Here is a 17,876-nt window from a genome sequence, read left to right on the forward strand (position 1 = left end):
CAGCGGGTCGCCCACGTCGTGCACGAGGTCCTCGACCAGCTCGGCGTCGAGGGATTCCCGAAGACCAGCGGCTCCAAGGGACTGCACGTCTACGTCCGCATCCGTCCCGACCACGGTTTCAAGGACGTACGCCGGGCGGCGCTGGCCTTCGCGCGCGAGGTCGAGCGCCGCAGCGACGACGTCACCACCACGTGGTGGACGAAGGACCGCGACCCCTCGCAGGTCTTCGTCGACTACAACCAGAACGCCCGCGACCACACCATCGCCGCGGCGTACTCGGTCCGCGGCCTCCCCGACGCCCGGGTCTCCACCCCCATCCGCTGGGACGAGGTCGACGATGCGGACCCGCGCGACTTCACGATCTTCACCGTGCCGCAGCGTTTCGCCGAGCTGGGCGACCTGCACGAGCGCATCGACGAGAGCGGCTGGGACATCACGCCGCTGCTGGAGTGGGCCGACCGCGACGAGGCCGATCGTGTACAGCAGGACGACCCACCAGATCTCGAACCCGTTGACGACGCGCTCGTACTTGCTGTCCGACGGTCCGCCGGGGGCGAGCCAGTTCGGCAGCATCTGGGCGAGGTGGCCGATGATGAACAGCAGCAGGATCACGCCGCCCCAGCGCATCGTGAACGACGCGTAGGAGCGCTGGATGCCCGTGCGGTTCTGCTTGGAGTGGTAGCGCTTGCCACCGGTGTAGCCCGCCGCCACCTTGTTGCGCCGCCAGAGCGTGATCGCGCAGTAGACGTGCGCGACGAGCGACGCGAGGAGCACCACGCGGAGGATCCACAGGGCCCCGCCGTGCGGCAGGTAGGGGTAGAAGATGTCCTCCAGGCCCTCGAGGTAGGAGTCGAAGTACTCCTGCCCCTGGAAGAACTTGAGGTTGCCGTACATGTGGACGAGCAGGTAGCCGAGCATGATCAGCCCGGACACGGCCATCGTGTACTTGAGCACGACGGTCGACCTGCGCGCCGACGCGCGAGTCAGAGTAGTGGCCACGATCCGACGTTAACGCGATTCTTACCTAAGCGCTAAGTCATGATGAGGCCAACCTTCATAGCCTGCGGCTATCGAGGAGTAGGCTGGGGATCGTGCAGTTCCAGCAGCTCTCCTACTTCGTCGCGGTGGCGCGTACGCGCAACTTCACCCGCGCGGCAGCCGAGGTCGGCGTCGCCCAGCCCAGCCTGTCCAAGCAGGTCCGCGTGCTGGAGAACTCCCTCGGCACCCCGCTGTTCGTGCGGCAGCCCGGCGGCATCGAGCTGACCAGCGCCGGCGAGGCGCTCCTCCCCCACGCCGAGCGCATCCTCATCGACGTCGAGTCGGCCCGACGGGCCGTCCACGAGGTGGCCGGCCTGCGGCGCGGGCGGGTGCGCCTCGGCGCCACCCCGTCGATCTGCGACGGCCTGCTCCCCGAGGTCCTGACCCGGTTCCACGAGTCGCACCCCTTGATCGAGCTGGAGGTGCACGAGAGCGGGTCGCGGGTGCTCACCCACGAGCTCGCCCAGGGTCGGCTCGACGTCGCCCTGCTCATCACGCCGCTGTCGGAGGAGCGGCCCGACCTCGAGACCGTGCTGCTGCGGCGCGACCGGCTGGTGCTCGCGGCGCCCGTCGACGACGCCCTGCCGGACGCCGTCGACGTGGGTGCCCTGCGCGACCTGCCGCTCGTGATGTTCCGCACCGGCTACGACCTGCGCGAGACGACGCTCGCCGCCTGCGCCGCCGCCGGGTTCACGCCGCAGGTGTCGGTCGAGGGCGGGGAGATGCTGTCCGTGCTCCGCTTCGTCGAGGCAGGGCTCGGGTACGCGGTGGTGCCGGAGATGGTGCTGGCGAACCGGCCGGGGCTGCGACCGGTGGCCCTGCGCAACCCCTCGCTCGACCGGCACATCGCCCTGGCGCACCGCCGCGACACCCTGCAGCTCGCGGCACTCGCCTTCCACGACGAGCTGTTGCTCTCGCTGCAGGAGGGCGTGCAGCCTTGACCGGCCTCACGGGCCTCAGCGGCGTGCATACTCCTCCACCACGACGCCCGACTCGAACGGGCGCAGCCGGGTCGGGGTGAAGCGCGCGGCGCCGGCGGTGACCCCGCCGAACAACGGGATCCCGGCTCCGAGCACGACAGGGTGACGCTTCAGGACGAGGCGATCGATCTCGGGGAGCAGTGCGCCCGCCAGCCGGCCCCCGCCGCACAGCCAGACGTCGAGCCCGTCGCCGGCCTTGAGCTCGCGCACGCAGGCCACGGGGTCGCGCACGAGCGCGAGCGTCGGGTCGACCGTCCGTCCACCGCGGCTCGCCACGACCTGGTGCAGGTGCGGGTAGGGGCTCGCGATCCCCACGTCGAGCGCGGGCCGCAGGGTGTTCCACCCCATGACGACGGTGTCGAACCGCGTCCCCGGCGGCTCGGTGCCCAGAGCGGCGTGCGCGTGGGCGGGGAGGGCGTCGGCGTACTCCTGCAGCACGACGGACTCGTGGTCGCCCTCGACCATGAACGCATCGAAGCCGCCGTCGACATCGGCGATGAAGCCGTCGACACTGACGGCCACGTAGTAGACGAGCTCTCGCACCTGTCCTCCTATCACGACACCTGTCGTGGTCAGAGTACGACAGGTGTCGTGGTGTCGCTAGGGTGGTCCCGTGCCCCGCAACGACCACCGCCGTGCCGCGCTCGCCGACGCCGGGATCCGCGTGCTCGCACAGGAGGGCGCGCGGGGACTCACCCACCGTGCCGTCGACAGGGCCGCCGGCCTTCCGGTCGGGACGGCGTCGAACTACTTCCCCCGCCGCGACGACCTCGTCGCGGCCCTGGTCGAGCGCATCGGCGAGCGCCTCACGCCCGACGCCGAGGCCGTGCGAGGAGACGCCCCGGCCGACCGCGCCCTGTTCACCGCCTACGTGCGCGACGTCGTGCGACGACTCCGCGCCGACCCGCACGTGGCGCTGGCGCTCTTCGAGCTGCGCCTGGAGGCCGCGCGGCGACCCCACGTCGCCGCGACCCTCGGCGCCTGGCGACAGCGCGCCTTCGAGGACGACGTCGTCTTCAACGCCGAGGCCGGCCTGCCCGGCGGACGCACGGAGCTCGCCCTGCTCCACCACGCCGTCGACGGCCTGGTGCTGGACCAGCTGACCGTGCCGCTCGACACCGGCGTGCCGCTCGAGACCGCGATCGAGGAGCTGGTCGACCGCATCCTGCGCTGAGACGCCGGACCGTCGGGCTCAGCCGGGGCGCGGTCCCTCGAGCGCGAACGTGCGGTGGGTCGACCACCCCTCGCCCTCGCGGTGCAGGTAGAGCGCGACCTCGGTGACGTCGAAGTCGCAGCCGAAGTCCTCGAGCGTCGCGTAGGCGTGGTCGAGGGCGGCGTCGTCGAGGTGGTGCGCCACCGTCACGTGGGGGTGGAAGGGGAACAGCGGCTCCGGCGCGTCGAGCGCGGCCCGCAGGTCGGCCGCGAGGACCCCCGCCTCCGCGATGCCGCGGCTGACCGCCACGAAGACCACGGGCGAGACGGGCCGGAACGTGCCGGTGCCCTGCAGCGTCACCTCGAACGGAGCCGTCCGGGCGGCCACGTGCTCGAGCCGCGCCGCGAGGTCGTCGAGCCCGTCCTCGGTGACCTGGTCGGGGGGCAGCAGCGTGATGTGGCTGGGGATCTGCGCGGCCGCAGGGTCGCCGAACGACGCCCTATGGGCGCGCAGCCGCTCGCCGAACGGCTCCGGGACGGCGATCGCGACACCGAAGGTCAGCGCGCCGTCCTGCGACGTCACGCCCTCCAGGCAGGGGTCAGACACCGCGGACGAGCCCGACCTTGTCGTACACGTCCACCACCACCGGCGCCGCAACCTCGCGGGCGCGGGCCGCCCCCGCGGCGAGCACGCGGTCGAGCTCGGCGGGGTCGTCGAGGTAGGCGCGGGTGCGCTCGCCGAAACCGCTCACGAGGTCGGCCACGAGGTCGGCGAGGGCGACCTTCAGGTGCCCGTACTGCTGGCCCTCGAACTGCGCGACCACGTCGTCGACGGTCGTGCCCGCCACCGTCGCGAACAGCGTGAGCAGGTTCGCGATCCCCGGCTGGCCCTCCGGGTCGTAGCGGATCGTGTCGCCGGAGTCCGTGACCGCCGAGCGGATCTTCTTGGCCGCCTTCTTCGGGTCGTCCAGCAGGTCGACGATGCCGTTCGGCGACGACGCCGACTTGCTCATCTTCGCGGTCGGGTCCTGCAGGTCGGCGATCTTGGCGGTGCCCTTGACGATGTAGGCCTCGGGCTGGCGGAACGTCTCGCCGTAGTGGTGGTTGAAGCGCTGCGCGAGGTTGCGCGACAGCTCGAGGTGCTGGCGCTGGTCCTCGCCCACCGGCACGTGGTGCGGGTTGTAGAGCAGGATGTCGGCGGCCTGCAGGATCGGGTACGTGAACAGCCCGACGCTCGCCTTGTCGGCGCCCGCCTTCGCGCTCTTGTCCTTGAACTGGGTCATGCGGCCCGCCTCGCCGAAGCCCGTGAGGCAGTTGAAGACCCACGCCAGCTGGGTGTGCTCCGGCACGTGGCTCTGGCAGAACAGGGCCGACCGCTCGGGGTCGACGCCGGCGGCCAGCAGCTGGGCGGCCGAGCGGTGCACCCGCGCGCGCAGCTGCGCCGGGTCGGGCTGCACCGTCAGGGCGTGCAGGTCGGCGATGAAGTAGAACGCGTCGTGGTCCTCCTGCAGGCCGACCCACTGCCGCACCGCTCCCAGGTAGTTCCCGAGGTGGAACGACTCGGCCGTCGGCTGGATGCCGGACAGCGAGCGTGGACGGGTGCTGCTGGACATGCTGTGCATTGTGCCAGTGGCTCCTCGCGGGACAGGTCCTAGGCTCGGGGCCGTGAGCGACGTACGCACGTGGCAGGTTCCGGGTCGGGTCAACCTCATCGGGGAGCACCTCGACTACAACGGCGGTCCCTCGGTGCCGTTCGCGATCGACCGCTTCCTCACGGTGAAGGTCCGCCGCCGCGACGACGACGCGGTCAACGTCTGGAGCACGCTGCCCGACGGCACCCGCGAGCGCGCGACCTTCCGCACCGACGTCGCACCCGACGACGGCACGGTGTCGGCCGACGACTGGGCCGCCTACCCGGCGGGCGCCGTCTGGGCGCTCGGGACCGCGGGCCCGCTGCCGGGCGTCGACCTGGTGCTCGAGTCGACCCTGCCGCTGGGCTCCGGACTCTCCTCGTCGGCGGCACTCACCGTGGGGGTCGTCTCGGCGCTGGCCGACGTCGCCGACCTCGACGTCGCGCCGCTGGAGGTGGCGCGCCTCGCGCAGCGCGCCGAGAACGACTTCGTGGGGGCGCCCACCGGACTCATGGACCAGCTCGCCGTCACGTTCGGGCGAGCAGGCGAGGCGGTGGTCACCGACCCGCTGTCCGACGACGATCCGACGCGGGTGCCGTTCGACCTCGCCACCGCCGACCTCGCGCTCCTCGTCGTCGCGACCGGCGTCGACCACTCGAACGTCGGCGGCGGGTACGGCGAGCGGCGCGAGGAGTGCGAGCGGGCTGCCACCGAGCTCGGCCTCGAGCACCTCGCGAAGGCCGGGCTCGACGCCCTCGTCCGCCTGGAGGACCCGGTGCTGCGCCGCCGCACCCAGCACGTCTTCACCGAGACCGCGCGGGTCAAGGCGGCGTTGCGGACGCTCGGCGAGAACGACTTCGAGCAGCTCGGCACCATCCTCACCGCCTCGCACGTCTCGCTGCGCGACGACTTCGAGGTCAGCTGCACCGAGCTCGACGTCGCGGTCGAGGCGGCCGTCGAGGGCGGGGCCCTGGGGGCGCGCATGACCGGAGGCGGGTTCGGCGGGTCGGCCATCGCGCTCGTCCCCCAGACCAAGGCGCGCGCCGTGCGCGAGCTGGTGGAGCAGCGCTACGACGCGCTGGGGTGGAGGGCACCGGAGGTCTTCGCCGTCCGGGCCGCAGCAGGAGCCCACCGCACCGCCTGACGCGGCGGTGCCACACTGGGCGCGTGACCGTCCGCCGCATCGCGTACCAGGGAGAGCCCGGCGCGAACTCCCACATCGTCTGCCAGCAGCACCACCCCGACGCCGAGGCCGTGGCCTGCGCGTCGTTCGAGGACGTGTTCGCGGCGGTCACGGGCGGCGACGCCGACCTCGCCATGATCCCGATCGACAACTCGATCGCCGGCCGGGTCGCCGACATCCACCACTTCCTGCCGACGTCGGGGCTGCACATCGTCGGCGAGCACTTCCTGCGCATCCAGTTCATGGTCATGGGCGTCCCGGGCACGACGCTGGAGACCGTGCGCACCGTGCACAGCCACGTGCACGCGCTCGGGCAGTGCCGCAAGATCATCGGCCAGCACGGATGGACCCCGATCGTCTCCGGTGACACCGCCGGGGCCGCGCGCGAGATCGCCGAGGCCGCCGACGTCACCTCCGCCGCCATCGCGCCGCCGCTCGCGGCCGAGATCTACGGCCTCGACATCCTCGCCGCAGACGTCGAGGACGAGGACCACAACACCACGCGCTTCGTGGAGCTGTCCCGCGAGCCGGTGCGCGCACCCCAGGGGGCGGGCCCCGTCGTCACCACCTTCATCTTCAACGTCCGCAACCTCCCCGCCGCCCTCTACAAGGCACTCGGCGGGTTCGCCACGAACGGCGTCAACATGACGAAGCTCGAGAGCTACATGGTCGGCGGGGAGTTCACGGCCACCCAGTTCCTCGCCGAGGTCGACGGGCACCCCGACGACCCGCACGTGGCTCGGGCCCTGGAGGAGCTCGGCTTCTTCACCACCGAGACGCGCGTGCTCGGCGTGTACGCGGCCGACCCGTTCCGCGCCGAGCAGCGCTGAGGTCGCGCCCGTCCACAGGTCGGCCACGAAGGCCTTGGTCGTGGGCGTGCACGCGCAGTAGCGTGGCCGCATGACCCCGCCGGACCGCGTGAGCCAGCTGCGCAACGACGTCGACGACCTGTACGAGATCGTCTCGGAGATCCGTTCGACGGTCGACGGTCACACGGGCACCCTCGCCGAGCACACCCGGACCCTCGCCGACCACACCCGGACCCTCGCCGACCACACCCGGACCCTGGACGAGCACGGCGCCAAGCTCGACGAGATCCTCGACATCCTGCGCGCGCGGTGAACGGGCTGCCGTTCCCGCTGTCGGTCCCGGTGCTGACCGACGGCGTCGTCACGCTGCGCGCGGCCACCCCGGCCGACGTCGAGCCGATGTGGGAGATGACGCAGGACCCCGCCATGCAGCGCTGGACCGCCGTGCCGATCCCGAACACGCGGGAGATGAGCGAGCAGTTCGCCCTGCACGTCGGCGCCCGCGCCTGGGACGAGGGCACCGCCCGCATGTGGGTCGTGGAGGCCGAGGACGACGACGGACGTCCGCGCTTCGCCGGGAACGTCGACGTGCGCGGCGGCCCCGTCGCCGACATCGGCTTCACGCTCCACCCGTGGGCGCGAGGTCGCGGCATCATGACCGCCGCCGTGCGGCTCGCCGTCGACCACGGCTTCACCGAGGCCGGGATCGAGGCGGTGCACTGGCGGGCCCACGTGGGCAACGAGGCGTCCCTGCGGGTCGCGCACGCCTGCGGCTTCGAGCTGGTGGGCACCGCACCCGCCCTGCTGCACGAGCGCGGCCGTACGCTCGACGCCTGGACGGCCGTGCTGCGCTTCGGCGACGCGCCCTACGCCCGCCGGCCGTGGCAGGACGCGCCGAGGCTCAGGACCGACCGCCTGCAGCTGCGACCGCTCGTGGAGACCGACGCGCACCGCGTGGCGCAGGCGTGCTCCGACCCGACCACGCGGCACTGGCTGCGGACGCTGCCGCACCCCTACACGCCCGAGGTGGCCCGCGCCTTCGTGGCCGACTGCACGTGGCGCTCCGCGACCGGGGAGAAGATCACCTGGGCCGTGGCCGACCCCGTCTCCGACGACCTCGTCGCTCTCGTGACGCTCATGCACCTCGGCGGCGTGAACCCCGGCACGGCCGAGGTGGGCTACTGGGCGCACCCCGATGCGCGCGGTCGCGGACTCGTGGGCGAGGCTGTGGAGGCGGTCACGCACTGGGCGTTCTCGCCCGACGGCCCCGGGCTGCACCGACTCAGCCTGCTGGCCGCCGCGGGCAACGTGGCCAGCAACCGCGTGGCCGAGCGGTCCGGGTTCCGTCGGCTCGGGGTGGAGCGCCAGGCCGAGATGCTGGGCGACGACACGCTCGACGACCTCGTCTCCTACGACCTGCTCGCCGACGACCTGCGGTAGCCGACCTGCGGCCTGGGTTGGACCGGCCTGGACTGGGCTGGCTGGACGCAGGCGTCGCGGCCCGCTGCTGCGTCGGCGTGCTCCGTCAGTGCGAGTGAGACGTCGGCCACTGGCGCTGCTTCTGTCGGCACACGACGGCACACTGGTTGCGTGACCCAACTGAGCGAGCCGCAGCAGCCCGGCGCCACCTCCTCGACGACGCCGTCCCCCTGGCCCGCCCTCTGGGCGATGGTCATCGGGTTCTTCATGATCCTCGTCGACAACACGATCGTGTCGGTGGCGACGCCGGCGATCATCGAGGACCTGCGCACCGACTACAACAGCGGCATCTGGGTCACGAGCGCCTACCTGCTCGCCTACGCCGTGCCGCTGCTGGTCACCGGACGTCTCGGCGACCGCTTCGGGCCGAAGAACGTCTACCTGCTCGGCCTGACCATCTTCACCCTGGCTTCCCTGTGGTGCGGGCTGACGGACTCGATCGGCGGGCTCATCGCCGCCCGCGTGGTGCAGGGGATCGGCGCGTCGCTCCTCACGCCGCAGACCATGGCGGTCATCACCCGCACGTTCCCGGCCGCCAAGCGCGGCAGCGCCATGGCGCTCTGGGGCGCCACCGCGGGCGTCGCGACGCTCGTCGGCCCGATCCTCGGCGGCGTGCTCGTCGACGCCGCCGGCTGGGAGTGGATCTTCTTCGTCAACATCCCGGTCGGTCTCGTCGGCTTCGTCCTCGCCGTCCGTCTGGTGCCCGTGCTCGAGACGCACGCCCACACCATCGACTGGCTCGGCGTCGCGCTCAGCGCCGCCGGCATGTTCCTGCTCGTCTTCGGCATCCAAGAGGGCGAGCGGTACGACTGGGGCACCATCACCGGGCCGATCAGCGTCCCGCTGCTCATCGCGCTCGGGGTCGTCGTGCTCGGCCTGTTCGTCGCCTGGCAGGCGCGCGTGCGCCGCGAGCCGCTCGTGCCGCTCGGGCTGTTCCGCGACCGCAACTTCTCGGTCGGCAACGTCGCCATCGCCATGGTCTCGCTCGCCATCACCGCCATGAGCCTGCCGTTCATGTTCTACGCGCAGGGCGCCCGCGGCTGGAGCCCGACCGAGTCGGCGCTCTTCATGACGCCCATGGCCGTGGTGCTGCTGCTCCTCTCGCCCGTGGTGGGCAAGCTGTCCGACCGCGTCCACCCGCGTCTGCTGACGCTCGTGGGCTTCGGCACCGCCGCGGTGGCCATGCGCTGGCTCGGCAGCCTCGTCGACCCGACGACGCCCGCGTGGCAGCTGCTGCTGCCCATGGCGCTCTTCGGTGTGTCCAACGCGTTCCTCTGGGCCCCGCTGAGCGCCACGGCCACGCGGAACCTGCCGATGTCGTCGGCCGGCGCCGGTGCCGGCGTCTACAACACGACGCGCCAGGTGGCCGCGGCCCTCGGCAGCGCCGCCGTCGCCGCGCTCATCGGATCGCGCCTGGCCGCCAACGGCCTGCAGGGCGACGCGAGCGCGTTCCAGTCCGCGACCGGTGGCTCCGCGAGCATGCCCGCGCCGGTGGCCGAGGCCTTCTCGCGGGCGATGTCGGAGGCCTTCTGGCTGCCGGCCGCCGCGTTCGTCGTCGGACTGGTCGTCGTGCTGCTGTTCGAGCGCCCGCGCCACCAGGGCACCGCCCCGGCCACCGCCCCCGCGCAGGCCGCACCCGCTGCCTAGACTGCGGCGGGTGACCAGCACCCACGTCCTGACGCTGTCCTGCCCGGACCGGCCGGGGCTCGTGTACGCCGTGACCCGGTGGATCCACGAGGCCGGCGGCAACATCCTCGACTCCCAGCAGTACACGGAGCAGCCGGCCGACGACGGGTCGGGCGAGTTCTTCCTGCGCCTGCACGTCGACTTCGGCTCGGACGCACAGACCGCGGCGCTCGCGGACGGCTTCGGGCAGGTCGCCGCCGAGCTGGACATGCAGTTCCGGCTCGTCGAGGCCGAGCGGCCGGCGCGCACCCTCGTGATGGTCTCCAAGGAGGGCCACTGCCTGAACGACCTGCTCTACCGGCAGAGCTCCGGCTCCCTCAACATCGAGGTGCCCGCCGTGGTGTCGAACCACCGCGACCTCGAGCGGCTCGCCGACGCGTACGACGTGCCGTTCCACCACCTGCCGGTCACCCGGGAGACGAAGGCCGACGTGGAGGCGCAGGTGCTCTCTCTCGTCGAGGACCTGGAGGTCGACCTCGTGGTGCTCGCGCGGTACATGCAGATCCTCAGCGACGACCTCTGCCGCTCGCTGGCGGGGCGAGCCATCAACATCCACCACAGCTTCCTGCCCAGCTTCAAGGGCGCGCGCCCCTACCACCAGGCCCACGCCCGCGGCGTCAAGCTGATCGGCGCGACGGCCCACTACGTCACCGCCGACCTCGATGAGGGCCCGATCATCGAGCAGGGCGTCCAGCGCGTCGACCACCGCATGGCGCCCGCCGACCTGGCCCGCGTGGGCCGCGACGTCGAGGCCCAGACGCTCTCGCGCGCGGTGCGCCTGCACGCCGAGTCGCGCGTGCTGATGAACGGACCACGCACCGTCGTCTTCGCCTGACCCGCCGCAAGGGCCGGGCCGCGCCCAGCGCGCGGCTCTGGCCGTCCGTCTCACTCCCCGACCTCGGGGTCCACATGATGAGACCTGCGTGCAGCGCGGTCCCGGACGCCTACCGTCGTACCTCGACGCACCACCCCCGAGGGTGCGCCCGAGACCCGAGGACGACTCCATGACGACGCTCCGCCGCCGACTGACGACCGCCGCCGCGCTCGCGGCCGCCTCCGCCCTGGTGCTCAGCGCCTGCGGGTCGGGTGGCTCCAGCAGCGCCGACACGATCAAGATCGTCGGCTTCGCGGTCCCCGAGGCGGCCAACAAGGCGATCGCCGAGAAGTTCGAGGAGACGCCCGAGGGCAAGGGCGTCTCGTTCAAGACCTCCTACGGCGCGTCCGGCGACCAGAGCCGCGCGGTGGCCGATGGCCTGCCCGCCGACTACGTCCACCTGTCCGTCGCGACCGACGTCGACCGCCTGGTCGACGCGGGCCTCGTCGACAAGACCTGGGACGACGGCCCCAACCAGGGCATCGTCTCGACCTCGGTGGTCGTGCTCGGCGTCCGCAAGGGCAACCCCAAGAACATCCAGGGCTGGGACGACCTGGTCAAGCCCGGCGTGAAGATCGTCACGGCCAACCCCGCCTCCTCCGGCGCGGCCCGCTGGAACGCGCTCGCCGCGTGGGGCAGCGTGACCAGCCAGGGCGGCAGCGACGCCGAGGCCACCGCGTACGTCGACAAGCTCTTCAAGAACGTGGTGTCGCTGACCAACAGCGGTCGCGACGCCACCCAGAGCTTCCTGGGCGGCACGGGCGACGTGCTCCTGGCCTACGAGAACGAGGCCATCCTGGCGAACCAGAACGGCCAGGGCTTCGACTACGTCATCCCCGACACCACCGTGCTGATCGAGAACCCCGGCGCCGTGCTGAAGAAGCACGTCCCGGCGACCGAGCCGTGGCTCGACTTCGTGCTCGGCAAGACCGGCCAGCGCGAGTTCGCGCTCAAGGGCTTCCGCCCCCTCAACGAGGAGCAGCCCGGCGTCGCCGACCTGTCCGCCGTGGGCCTGAAGGCCTCCGACATCAAGGGTGCCGCCGACGCTTCCGACCCGTTCCCGAAGGTCAAGAACCTCCTGACCCTCGCCGACGACTTCGGCGGGCACGACTGGAGCGGCGTGAAGGACAAGCTCTTCGGCGACGGCAAGGACGGCGCGCCCGTCGGCATCGTCACCGAGGCCATCGCGAAGTCCGGCAAGGCCTCGCAGTAACGCCCGGCCCGACCGCACCGACGACCCTCAGGACGGCATGACCTCCACCGCACCGGCGCAGCGCCGGCCGGCACGCTTCCGGCCGGCGCTGCCGAGCACCCTCACCCGCACGTCCGGGCTCGGCCTCGGCATCTCGATGCTGTGGTTCAGCCTGCTCGTCCTCATCCCCCTCTGCGCGGTCGTCATCACCGCGTCCGAGGGCGGCTGGGCGAACTTCTGGCGGGCGATCACCAACGCGCAGACCCGCTCGGCCATCGTGCTGACGCTCGAGGCCGCCGTCGCCGTGACCGCCGTGAACGTCGTCGTCGGCACCGTCATCGCCTGGGTGCTCGTCCGCGACCGGTTCCCCGGCAAGGGGGTGCTCGAGGTGGTCATCGACATCCCGTTCGCCCTGCCGACGATCGTGGCCGGGCTCGTGCTCCTGTCGCTCTACGGCAAGGACGACAGCCCGCTCGGCATCAACGTCGCGAACTCCGGAGCGTCGGTGTACCTGGCGTTCCTGTTCGTGACGCTGCCGTTCGTGGTCCGCATGGTCCAGCCCGTGCTGGAGGAGCTCGACCTCGAGGTCGAGGAAGCCGCCGCGTCGCTCGGCGCGAGCCGGTTCACCACGTTCCGCCGCGTCATCCTGCCCAGCCTCGCGCCGGCCATCACCGCAGGCGCGGCGCTGTCGTTCGCGCGGGCCGTGGGCGAGTACGGGTCGCTCGTGCTGCTGTCGGGCAACCTGCCCTTCACCTCCGAGGTGGCGTCCGTGCGCATCCTGAGCGCGATCGAGAACGACAACCCCGAGGCCGCCGCGTCCATCGCGACCCTGCTGCTGCTCGTCTCGCTGGCGACCATCGTCGTGCTCGACCTGCTGCAGAGGAGGATCAGCGACCGTGGCTGACGCTCGGACGACCCGCCACCCCCGTGGCCCGGTCACCTACCTGCTGCGCGTCGTCGCGGTCGTGTACCTCGCACTGCTCGTGGTCTGGCCGGTCGCGCTCGTCGTGACCAACACGTTCGCCGACGGCCTGACGTCGTTGCGCGGCCTGTTCGAGGACCCCGACATGGTGGCGGCACTGCAGCTCACCGCCGTCGCCGCCCTCTGCGCGACGGCCATCAACCTCGTGTTCGGCGTCAGCATGTCGCTGCTGCTGGTGCGCACCGAGTTCCCGGGCAAGCGTCTGCTCAGCGCCGCGCTCGACCTGCCGCTCTCCGTCTCGCCGATCGTCATCGGTCTGGCCCTCGTGCTCGTCTACGGCGGGCGCGGCGGGTGGTTCGGCCCCACGCTCGAGGGCTGGGGCTTCCAGGTCATCTTCTCCACGCCCGGCATCGTCATGGCGACGGCGTTCGTCTCCCTGCCACTCGTCATCCGCGAGGTCGTGCCGGTGCTGCGCGAGATCGGCACCGAGCAGGAGCAGGCCGCCCGCTCGCTCGGCGCCAACCCCTGGCAGACCTTCTGGCGGATCACCCTGCCGGGCATCCGCTGGGCGGTCGTCTACGGCGTCGTGCTGACCCTCGCCCGTTCGCTCGGTGAGTTCGGCGCCGTCAAGGTCGTGTCGGGCAACGTCCTCGGCGAGACCCGGACCGCCACGCTGGCCGTGGAGGAGAAGTACCTCAACTTCGACGTCGAGGGCGCCTACGCGATCGCGTTCCTGCTCGCCAGCGTCTCCGTCGTCTGCATCGTCGTCGTCCAGGTCCTGCGCTCCCGCGCGGACCGCCACTGAGAGGGAAGGCCCCATGAGCATCGAGGTCGCAGGCGTCAGCAAGCGGTTCGGCGACTTCGTCGCGCTCGACGACGTCGACCTGTCGATCCCCACCGGCCAGCTCACCGCCCTGCTCGGACCGAGCGGTGGCGGCAAGACCACGCTGCTGCGGATCATCGCCGGCCTGGAGAGCGCCGACTCCGGCTCGGTCGTCATCGAGGGCGTCGACACCACCGGCGTGCCCGTGCAGAAGCGCAACGTCGGGTTCGTCTTCCAGCACTACGCCGCGTTCAAGCACCTCAGCGTGCGACGCAACGTGTCGTTCGGCCTGGAGATCCGCAAGCGCCCGAAGGCCGAGGTCGAGGCCAAGGTCGATGAGCTGCTGCGGCTCGTGCACCTCGAGCAGTTCGCGGACCGTCGCCCGACGCAGCTCTCGGGCGGACAACGTCAGCGCATGGCACTGGCTCGCGCCCTCGCCATCGAGCCGTCGGTGCTGCTGCTCGACGAGCCGTTCGGCGCGCTCGACGCGAAGGTCCGCAAGGAGCTGCGGGACTGGCTGCGCCGCCTGCACGACGAGATGCACGTGACCACGGTGTTCGTCACGCACGACCAGGAGGAGGCGCTCGAGGTGGCCGACTCGATCGTGGTGATCAACGACGGCCGCATCGAGCAGGTCGGCACGCCCGACGACCTCTACGACAAGCCGGCGAGCGACTTCGTGCTGTCCTTCCTCGGTCCCGTGACCAGGCTCGGCGACCACCTGGTGCGCCCGCACGACATCGAGATCTCGCGCTACGAGCAGGCGGCGGTCACGGTGGGCACGATCACCCGCTGGACGCGGATCGGGTTCGAGGTGCGCCTGGAGGTCACGCCCGAGGACGCCCGCCAGCCGGGCCCGGTGCTCGTCAGCCTCACCCGCACGGACGCGACGGCCCTCGGGCTGCACGAGGGCGACCGGGTGTGGCTGCGCCTGCGGCCCGGGGCCTCCTGACCCGCACCGGCACCGCCACGACCGCGCCGACCGCGGTCAGGCAGGCGGCAGCCGCGAACGCCGCCTCGTGCCCGACGCCGCCCACGAGGGCGCCCGCGAGGGCCGAGCCGAGGGCCTGACCGAGCACGAGCACGACGAACAGCAGCGCCGTCCCCGACGCCCCGCGCCCCTGGTCGACGTCGAGCGTCCAGGCGATGAGTGCGCCCGTGGCGGCGACGAAGCCCCACCCGAACACCGCGCACGCGACGACGGCGACGACCGCCGAGCCGGACCCCAGCCCGAGCGCGAGCGTCGCGGCCGCGGTGACGCCGCAGGTGAGTGCCCACGCGGTGCGTGGAGAGCGCCGGCCCAGCCGGCCTGCGGTGGCGACGACGGCGGTCCCGCCCACGCCCAGCGCGATCCAGGCGACGACCGACGTGGTGGTCCCTCCACCCGCCTCGAGGACCACCACGCGACCGTAGCTCCACACCGCAGCGGAACCGGCACCGAGGAGCAGGCTGGCGGCCACCACGCGCCGGTGCGCCGACCACCAGGAGCGCGGCAACGTCACGCTCGGGGCCTGCTCCCCCGTCCCTCCACCCCGCGCGGCCAGGAGCACGAGCGCCGCGACGGCGAACGTGAGCAGACCCGACCACGCCCACGCCGCGCGCCAGTCCGGGAGCAGCGTGAGGGCCAGCGCGCCGGCCACGACGAGCCCCGGCCCGGTGCCGGCGTTGACCGTCGACTGCGCGGACGGGTCGCCCGCCACGACCGGGTCGCGTCGCAGGACCTCCACGAGCGCCGGCGACACCACCCCGGCGCCCACCGAGGCGGAGACCGCGAGGACGGCGAACGTCGGGGCGTCCGGGGCGACCGAGAGCCCGAGGGCCCCTCCCCCGGCCGTCAGCGCGGCGACGACGACGAGCGTGCGGGCCCGCCGCGTGGCGAGCACCAGCCCCAGGAGCGCGCCGAGGCAGTAGGCCAGCGAGGCGCCGCTCGACACCAGTCCCGCGGCCGCGGTGCCCAGTCCGAGCTCGTCCTGGACGTCGGGCAGGTAGAGCCCGGTCGCGAGCCGGACGAGACCGTAGGTCGCGGCCACGAGGGCGAGACCGCCGGGCACGAGCAGGACGGATAACGAAAACGTACGTTTCACTTTCGTGAGTCTAGGCTGGCTCTATGGCCCTGCGCACCTCGACGGAGACCCGGCTGCTCGACGCCGCCGACGAGCTGTTCTTCACGGGCGGCGTGGCGGCGACGCCGGTCGACGCAGTCCTCGCCCGGGCCGGCGTCTCCGCGGCCACGCTCTACCGAGGCTTCGCGAGCAAGGAGGCCCTGCTCGCGGCAGCACTCGAACGTCGCCACCGGGCGTGGACCCAGACCTGGGACGACGCGGTCGAGCGACAGACCACGCCGCAGGCCAGGCTCCTCGCCGTCTTCGATGCGCTCGAGACGTTCCGCCACGGGCCGCTCGGCTCCCGGTGGTGCGCGTTCCTCGGGACCGCAGCGGAGCACGTGTCGCCACCGCCGGAGCTCGCCGCGGCACTCCGGCTCGAGACCGAGCACCTGCGCGACCGGCTGGCGGAGCTCGCCGAGGAGGTCGCGCCTGGTCGCGGGGAGCAGCTCGGTGAGCAGCTCCTCCTGGTGGTCACCGGCGACCTCGCGATGCGTCTGCGCACCCCCGGACGGAGCACCGACGTCGCCCGTGCCGTCGCCGCCACCCTCGTGCGCGCGGCCTGAGCCGACCGCGGCCCTCGCCGTCGCGTCAGACGGTGCGGCGCTGGGCCAGCAGGCCCGCCAGGAAGATCAGGAGCCCGGCGACCGCCAGCGCGGCGCCGACCAGGCTCGGGGCGCGGTACCCGTAGCCGGCGGCGATGACGACGCCGCCCAGCCAGGCACCCAGCCCGTTGGCGATGTTCAGCGCCGAGTGGTTGAGCGCTGCACCGAGCATCTGCGCGTCGCCTGCGGCGTCCATGAGCCGGATCTGCAGGCCGATGGCCACGAGGCTGCCGAGGGCACCGATCGCGAAGATGCCGAGAGCGGCCGGTACGACGAGCCCTGCCGTCTGGTGGAAGACGACGAGCACGGCGATCGTCGCCACGAAGCCCCAGATCACGAGCCGCGGGACGTCCCAGTCGGCGAGCGGTCCGGCCAGCCACGAGCCGAGCACCGACCCGATGCCGAAGGCCAGGAGGAACCAGGGGATCGAGGAGTCCGCGAGGCCGGTGACGTCGGTGACGATCGGCGCCACGTAGCTGTACATGGCGAACAGTCCCCCGAAGCCGACCATGCCGGCGGACACGGCGAACAGCACCTGCGGACGCTTGAGCGCCGACAGCTCGCCGCGGATGCTGGCCGTGCGGTCGGCCGCCTGGTGCGGCACGAAGAGCAGCATCATCGCCGCAGCCAGCACCGCCAGCACGACCACCGCCCAGTAGGCGGCCCGCCAGCCGAGCTCCTGGCCCAGCCAGGTGGCGGCCGGCACGCCGGCCACGGTGGCGACGGACAGACCGAGCATGACGCGGCTGACCGCGCGACCGCGGCGGTGTGGCGGCACCAGCGAGGCGGCGAGGAGCGAGGCGACGCCGAAGTACGCGCCGTGGGGCAGGCCGGCGAGGAAGCGTGCGGCGAGCACGGGCACGTAGCCGCTCGCCAGCGCCGTGACCGCGTTGCCGACGCCCAGGGCGAGGATCAGGCCGACCGCCAGCTCACGGCGCGGGAGCCGCGCCCCGAGGGCCACGATGACGGGCGCACCGACCACGACGCCGAACGCGTACGCGGTGATCACGTGCCCGGTGGTGGGGATCGACTCGTCGATGCCGGCGGCGATCTCCTTGAGCAGACCCATCGTGACGAACTCGGTCGTGCCGATCGCGAAGCCGCCGAGCGCGAGGGAGATGATGGCCAGCCCCACGTGCGCGGCGCGCGGGGTGCTCGTCTCGGGCGCTGCCAGGTCCACGGAAGAAGTCACGTGAAGAGCCAAGCACCGCCCCTCGGCGTGTTGTTCCCGGTGTGGGCGACGTCATGCGGACGCTGCTCCCGTCGTCGCCGCGCCGTGAAGGTATCTGGCGACTTGTCCAGCGAGACACTCCGCTGGTCGAGTAGCGGCCACGCGCGACGAAGGAGCGCCGTGGCCGCGTATCGAGACCACCCGGCAACGGCCCAGCGCGGGCCAACCC

General features: G+C 72.4%; 18 protein-coding genes and 2 pseudogenes. 14 read left to right on the forward strand and 6 right to left on the reverse strand.

The genetic code is table 11. From position 1 onward, the window contains the following. Window positions 1-18: 18 nt before the first annotated feature. A pseudogene (gene ligD, locus A6Q81_RS17325) lies at window positions 19-345 on the forward strand (non-homologous end-joining DNA ligase LigD); the annotation flags it as partial. A 171-nt stretch (window positions 346-516) separates the two neighbouring features. Here the strand turns inward: ligD and A6Q81_RS17330 are convergent. Beyond that, window positions 517-939, reverse strand: a pseudogene (locus A6Q81_RS17330) (succinate dehydrogenase/fumarate reductase transmembrane subunit); the annotation flags it as partial. Window positions 940-1,091: 152 nt separating this feature from the next. On the opposite strand from A6Q81_RS17330, the gene A6Q81_RS15250 reads away from it, so the two are divergent. After that, window positions 1,092-1,979 (forward strand): LysR family transcriptional regulator, encoded by an 888-nt coding sequence (locus A6Q81_RS15250; RefSeq protein WP_286690988.1) that lies wholly within the window; start codon window positions 1,092-1,094, stop codon window positions 1,977-1,979. Window positions 1,980-1,994: 15 nt separating this feature from the next. Here the strand turns inward: A6Q81_RS15250 and A6Q81_RS15255 are convergent, their stop codons facing one another. Beyond that, entirely contained in the window at window positions 1,995-2,561 is a 567-nt protein-coding gene (locus A6Q81_RS15255) for a dihydrofolate reductase family protein (RefSeq protein ID WP_286690989.1), read from the reverse strand. A gap of 70 nt (window positions 2,562-2,631) precedes the next feature. On the opposite strand from A6Q81_RS15255, the gene A6Q81_RS15260 reads away from it, so the two are divergent. After that, window positions 2,632-3,192 carry a TetR/AcrR family transcriptional regulator gene (locus tag A6Q81_RS15260; protein ID WP_067854963.1) on the forward strand — a complete coding sequence of 187 codons (561 nt, stop codon included), beginning with the start codon at window positions 2,632-2,634 and terminating at the stop codon, window positions 3,190-3,192. 18 nt (window positions 3,193-3,210) lie between these two features. On the opposite strand, the gene A6Q81_RS15265 is transcribed toward A6Q81_RS15260, so the two are convergent. Beyond that, window positions 3,211-3,777, reverse strand: coding sequence for a 2'-5' RNA ligase family protein (locus tag A6Q81_RS15265; protein WP_286690990.1), 567 nt, complete (start codon window positions 3,775-3,777; stop codon window positions 3,211-3,213). After that, window positions 3,770-4,783, reverse strand: coding sequence for a tryptophan--tRNA ligase (trpS, locus tag A6Q81_RS15270; RefSeq protein ID WP_470207142.1), 1,014 nt, complete (start codon window positions 4,781-4,783; stop codon window positions 3,770-3,772). Before trpS ends, A6Q81_RS15265 begins: the two co-directional genes overlap by 8 nt. A gap of 52 nt (window positions 4,784-4,835) precedes the next feature. On the opposite strand from trpS, the gene galK reads away from it, so the two are divergent. The 10 genes from galK to A6Q81_RS15320 all read left to right on the forward strand — a co-directional run bounded on the left by galK (window position 4,836) and on the right by A6Q81_RS15320 (window position 14,721). Continuing rightward, the gene (gene galK, locus A6Q81_RS15275) at window positions 4,836-5,945 is read left to right on the forward strand and encodes a galactokinase (protein WP_286690991.1); all 1,110 of its coding nucleotides are present in this window, start codon (window positions 4,836-4,838) and stop codon (window positions 5,943-5,945) included. 23 nt (window positions 5,946-5,968) lie between these two features. Beyond that, the gene (locus tag A6Q81_RS15280; protein ID WP_286690992.1) at window positions 5,969-6,814 is read left to right on the forward strand and encodes a prephenate dehydratase; all 846 of its coding nucleotides are present in this window, start codon (window positions 5,969-5,971) and stop codon (window positions 6,812-6,814) included. Window positions 6,815-6,884: 70 nt separating this feature from the next. Then, window positions 6,885-7,106: a hypothetical protein gene (locus A6Q81_RS15285; RefSeq protein ID WP_286690993.1), complete on the forward strand. Its 222-nt coding sequence runs from the start codon at window positions 6,885-6,887 to the stop codon at window positions 7,104-7,106. Beyond that, on the forward strand, window positions 7,103-8,233 hold the full coding sequence (locus A6Q81_RS15290) for a GNAT family N-acetyltransferase (RefSeq protein WP_067854935.1): 1,131 nt from the start codon (window positions 7,103-7,105) through the stop codon (window positions 8,231-8,233). The genes A6Q81_RS15285 and A6Q81_RS15290 overlap by 4 nt, the downstream gene beginning before the upstream one ends. Before the next feature lie 150 nt (window positions 8,234-8,383). Beyond that, window positions 8,384-9,919, forward strand: a complete 1,536-nt coding sequence (locus tag A6Q81_RS15295; RefSeq protein ID WP_317697578.1) for a DHA2 family efflux MFS transporter permease subunit — start codon at window positions 8,384-8,386, stop codon at window positions 9,917-9,919. 10 nt (window positions 9,920-9,929) lie between these two features. Then, entirely contained in the window at window positions 9,930-10,793 is an 864-nt protein-coding gene (gene purU / locus A6Q81_RS15300) for a formyltetrahydrofolate deformylase (protein ID WP_067854932.1), read from the forward strand. Between the two features lie 169 nt (window positions 10,794-10,962). Beyond that, complete coding sequence (locus tag A6Q81_RS15305) at window positions 10,963-12,045, forward strand: sulfate ABC transporter substrate-binding protein (RefSeq protein ID WP_067854929.1); 1,083 nt, start codon at window positions 10,963-10,965, stop codon at window positions 12,043-12,045. Window positions 12,046-12,082: 37 nt separating this feature from the next. Next, on the forward strand, window positions 12,083-12,928 hold the full coding sequence (gene cysT / locus A6Q81_RS15310; protein WP_067854926.1) for a sulfate ABC transporter permease subunit CysT: 846 nt from the start codon (window positions 12,083-12,085) through the stop codon (window positions 12,926-12,928). Then, window positions 12,921-13,751: a sulfate ABC transporter permease gene (locus tag A6Q81_RS15315; protein ID WP_067854921.1), complete on the forward strand. Its 831-nt coding sequence runs from the start codon at window positions 12,921-12,923 to the stop codon at window positions 13,749-13,751. The genes cysT and A6Q81_RS15315 overlap by 8 nt, the downstream gene beginning before the upstream one ends. A 13-nt stretch (window positions 13,752-13,764) precedes the next feature. Next, window positions 13,765-14,721, forward strand: coding sequence for a sulfate/molybdate ABC transporter ATP-binding protein (locus tag A6Q81_RS15320; RefSeq protein WP_286690994.1), 957 nt, complete (start codon window positions 13,765-13,767; stop codon window positions 14,719-14,721). On the opposite strand, the gene A6Q81_RS15325 is transcribed toward A6Q81_RS15320, so the two are convergent. Beyond that, window positions 14,642-15,853: an MFS transporter gene (locus A6Q81_RS15325; protein WP_286690995.1), complete on the reverse strand. Its 1,212-nt coding sequence runs from the start codon at window positions 15,851-15,853 to the stop codon at window positions 14,642-14,644. The genes A6Q81_RS15320 and A6Q81_RS15325 overlap by 80 nt on opposite strands. Window positions 15,854-15,876: 23 nt before the next feature. Here A6Q81_RS15325 and A6Q81_RS15330 point away from each other — a divergent pair, with 23 nt between their 5' ends. Next, the gene (locus A6Q81_RS15330) at window positions 15,877-16,437 is read left to right on the forward strand and encodes a TetR/AcrR family transcriptional regulator (protein ID WP_067854912.1); all 561 of its coding nucleotides are present in this window, start codon (window positions 15,877-15,879) and stop codon (window positions 16,435-16,437) included. Window positions 16,438-16,462: 25 nt separating this feature from the next. On the opposite strand, the gene A6Q81_RS15335 is transcribed toward A6Q81_RS15330, so the two are convergent. Next, window positions 16,463-17,668 (reverse strand): MFS transporter, encoded by a 1,206-nt coding sequence (locus tag A6Q81_RS15335; protein WP_286690996.1) that lies wholly within the window; start codon window positions 17,666-17,668, stop codon window positions 16,463-16,465. Between the last annotated feature and the right edge of the window lie 208 nt (window positions 17,669-17,876).

Origin of the sequence: Aeromicrobium sp. REDSEA-S38_B2, from assembly GCF_001628525.1 — a bacterium.
Taxonomy (GTDB): Bacteria; Actinomycetota; Actinomycetes; order Propionibacteriales; family Nocardioidaceae; genus Aeromicrobium; species Aeromicrobium erythreum.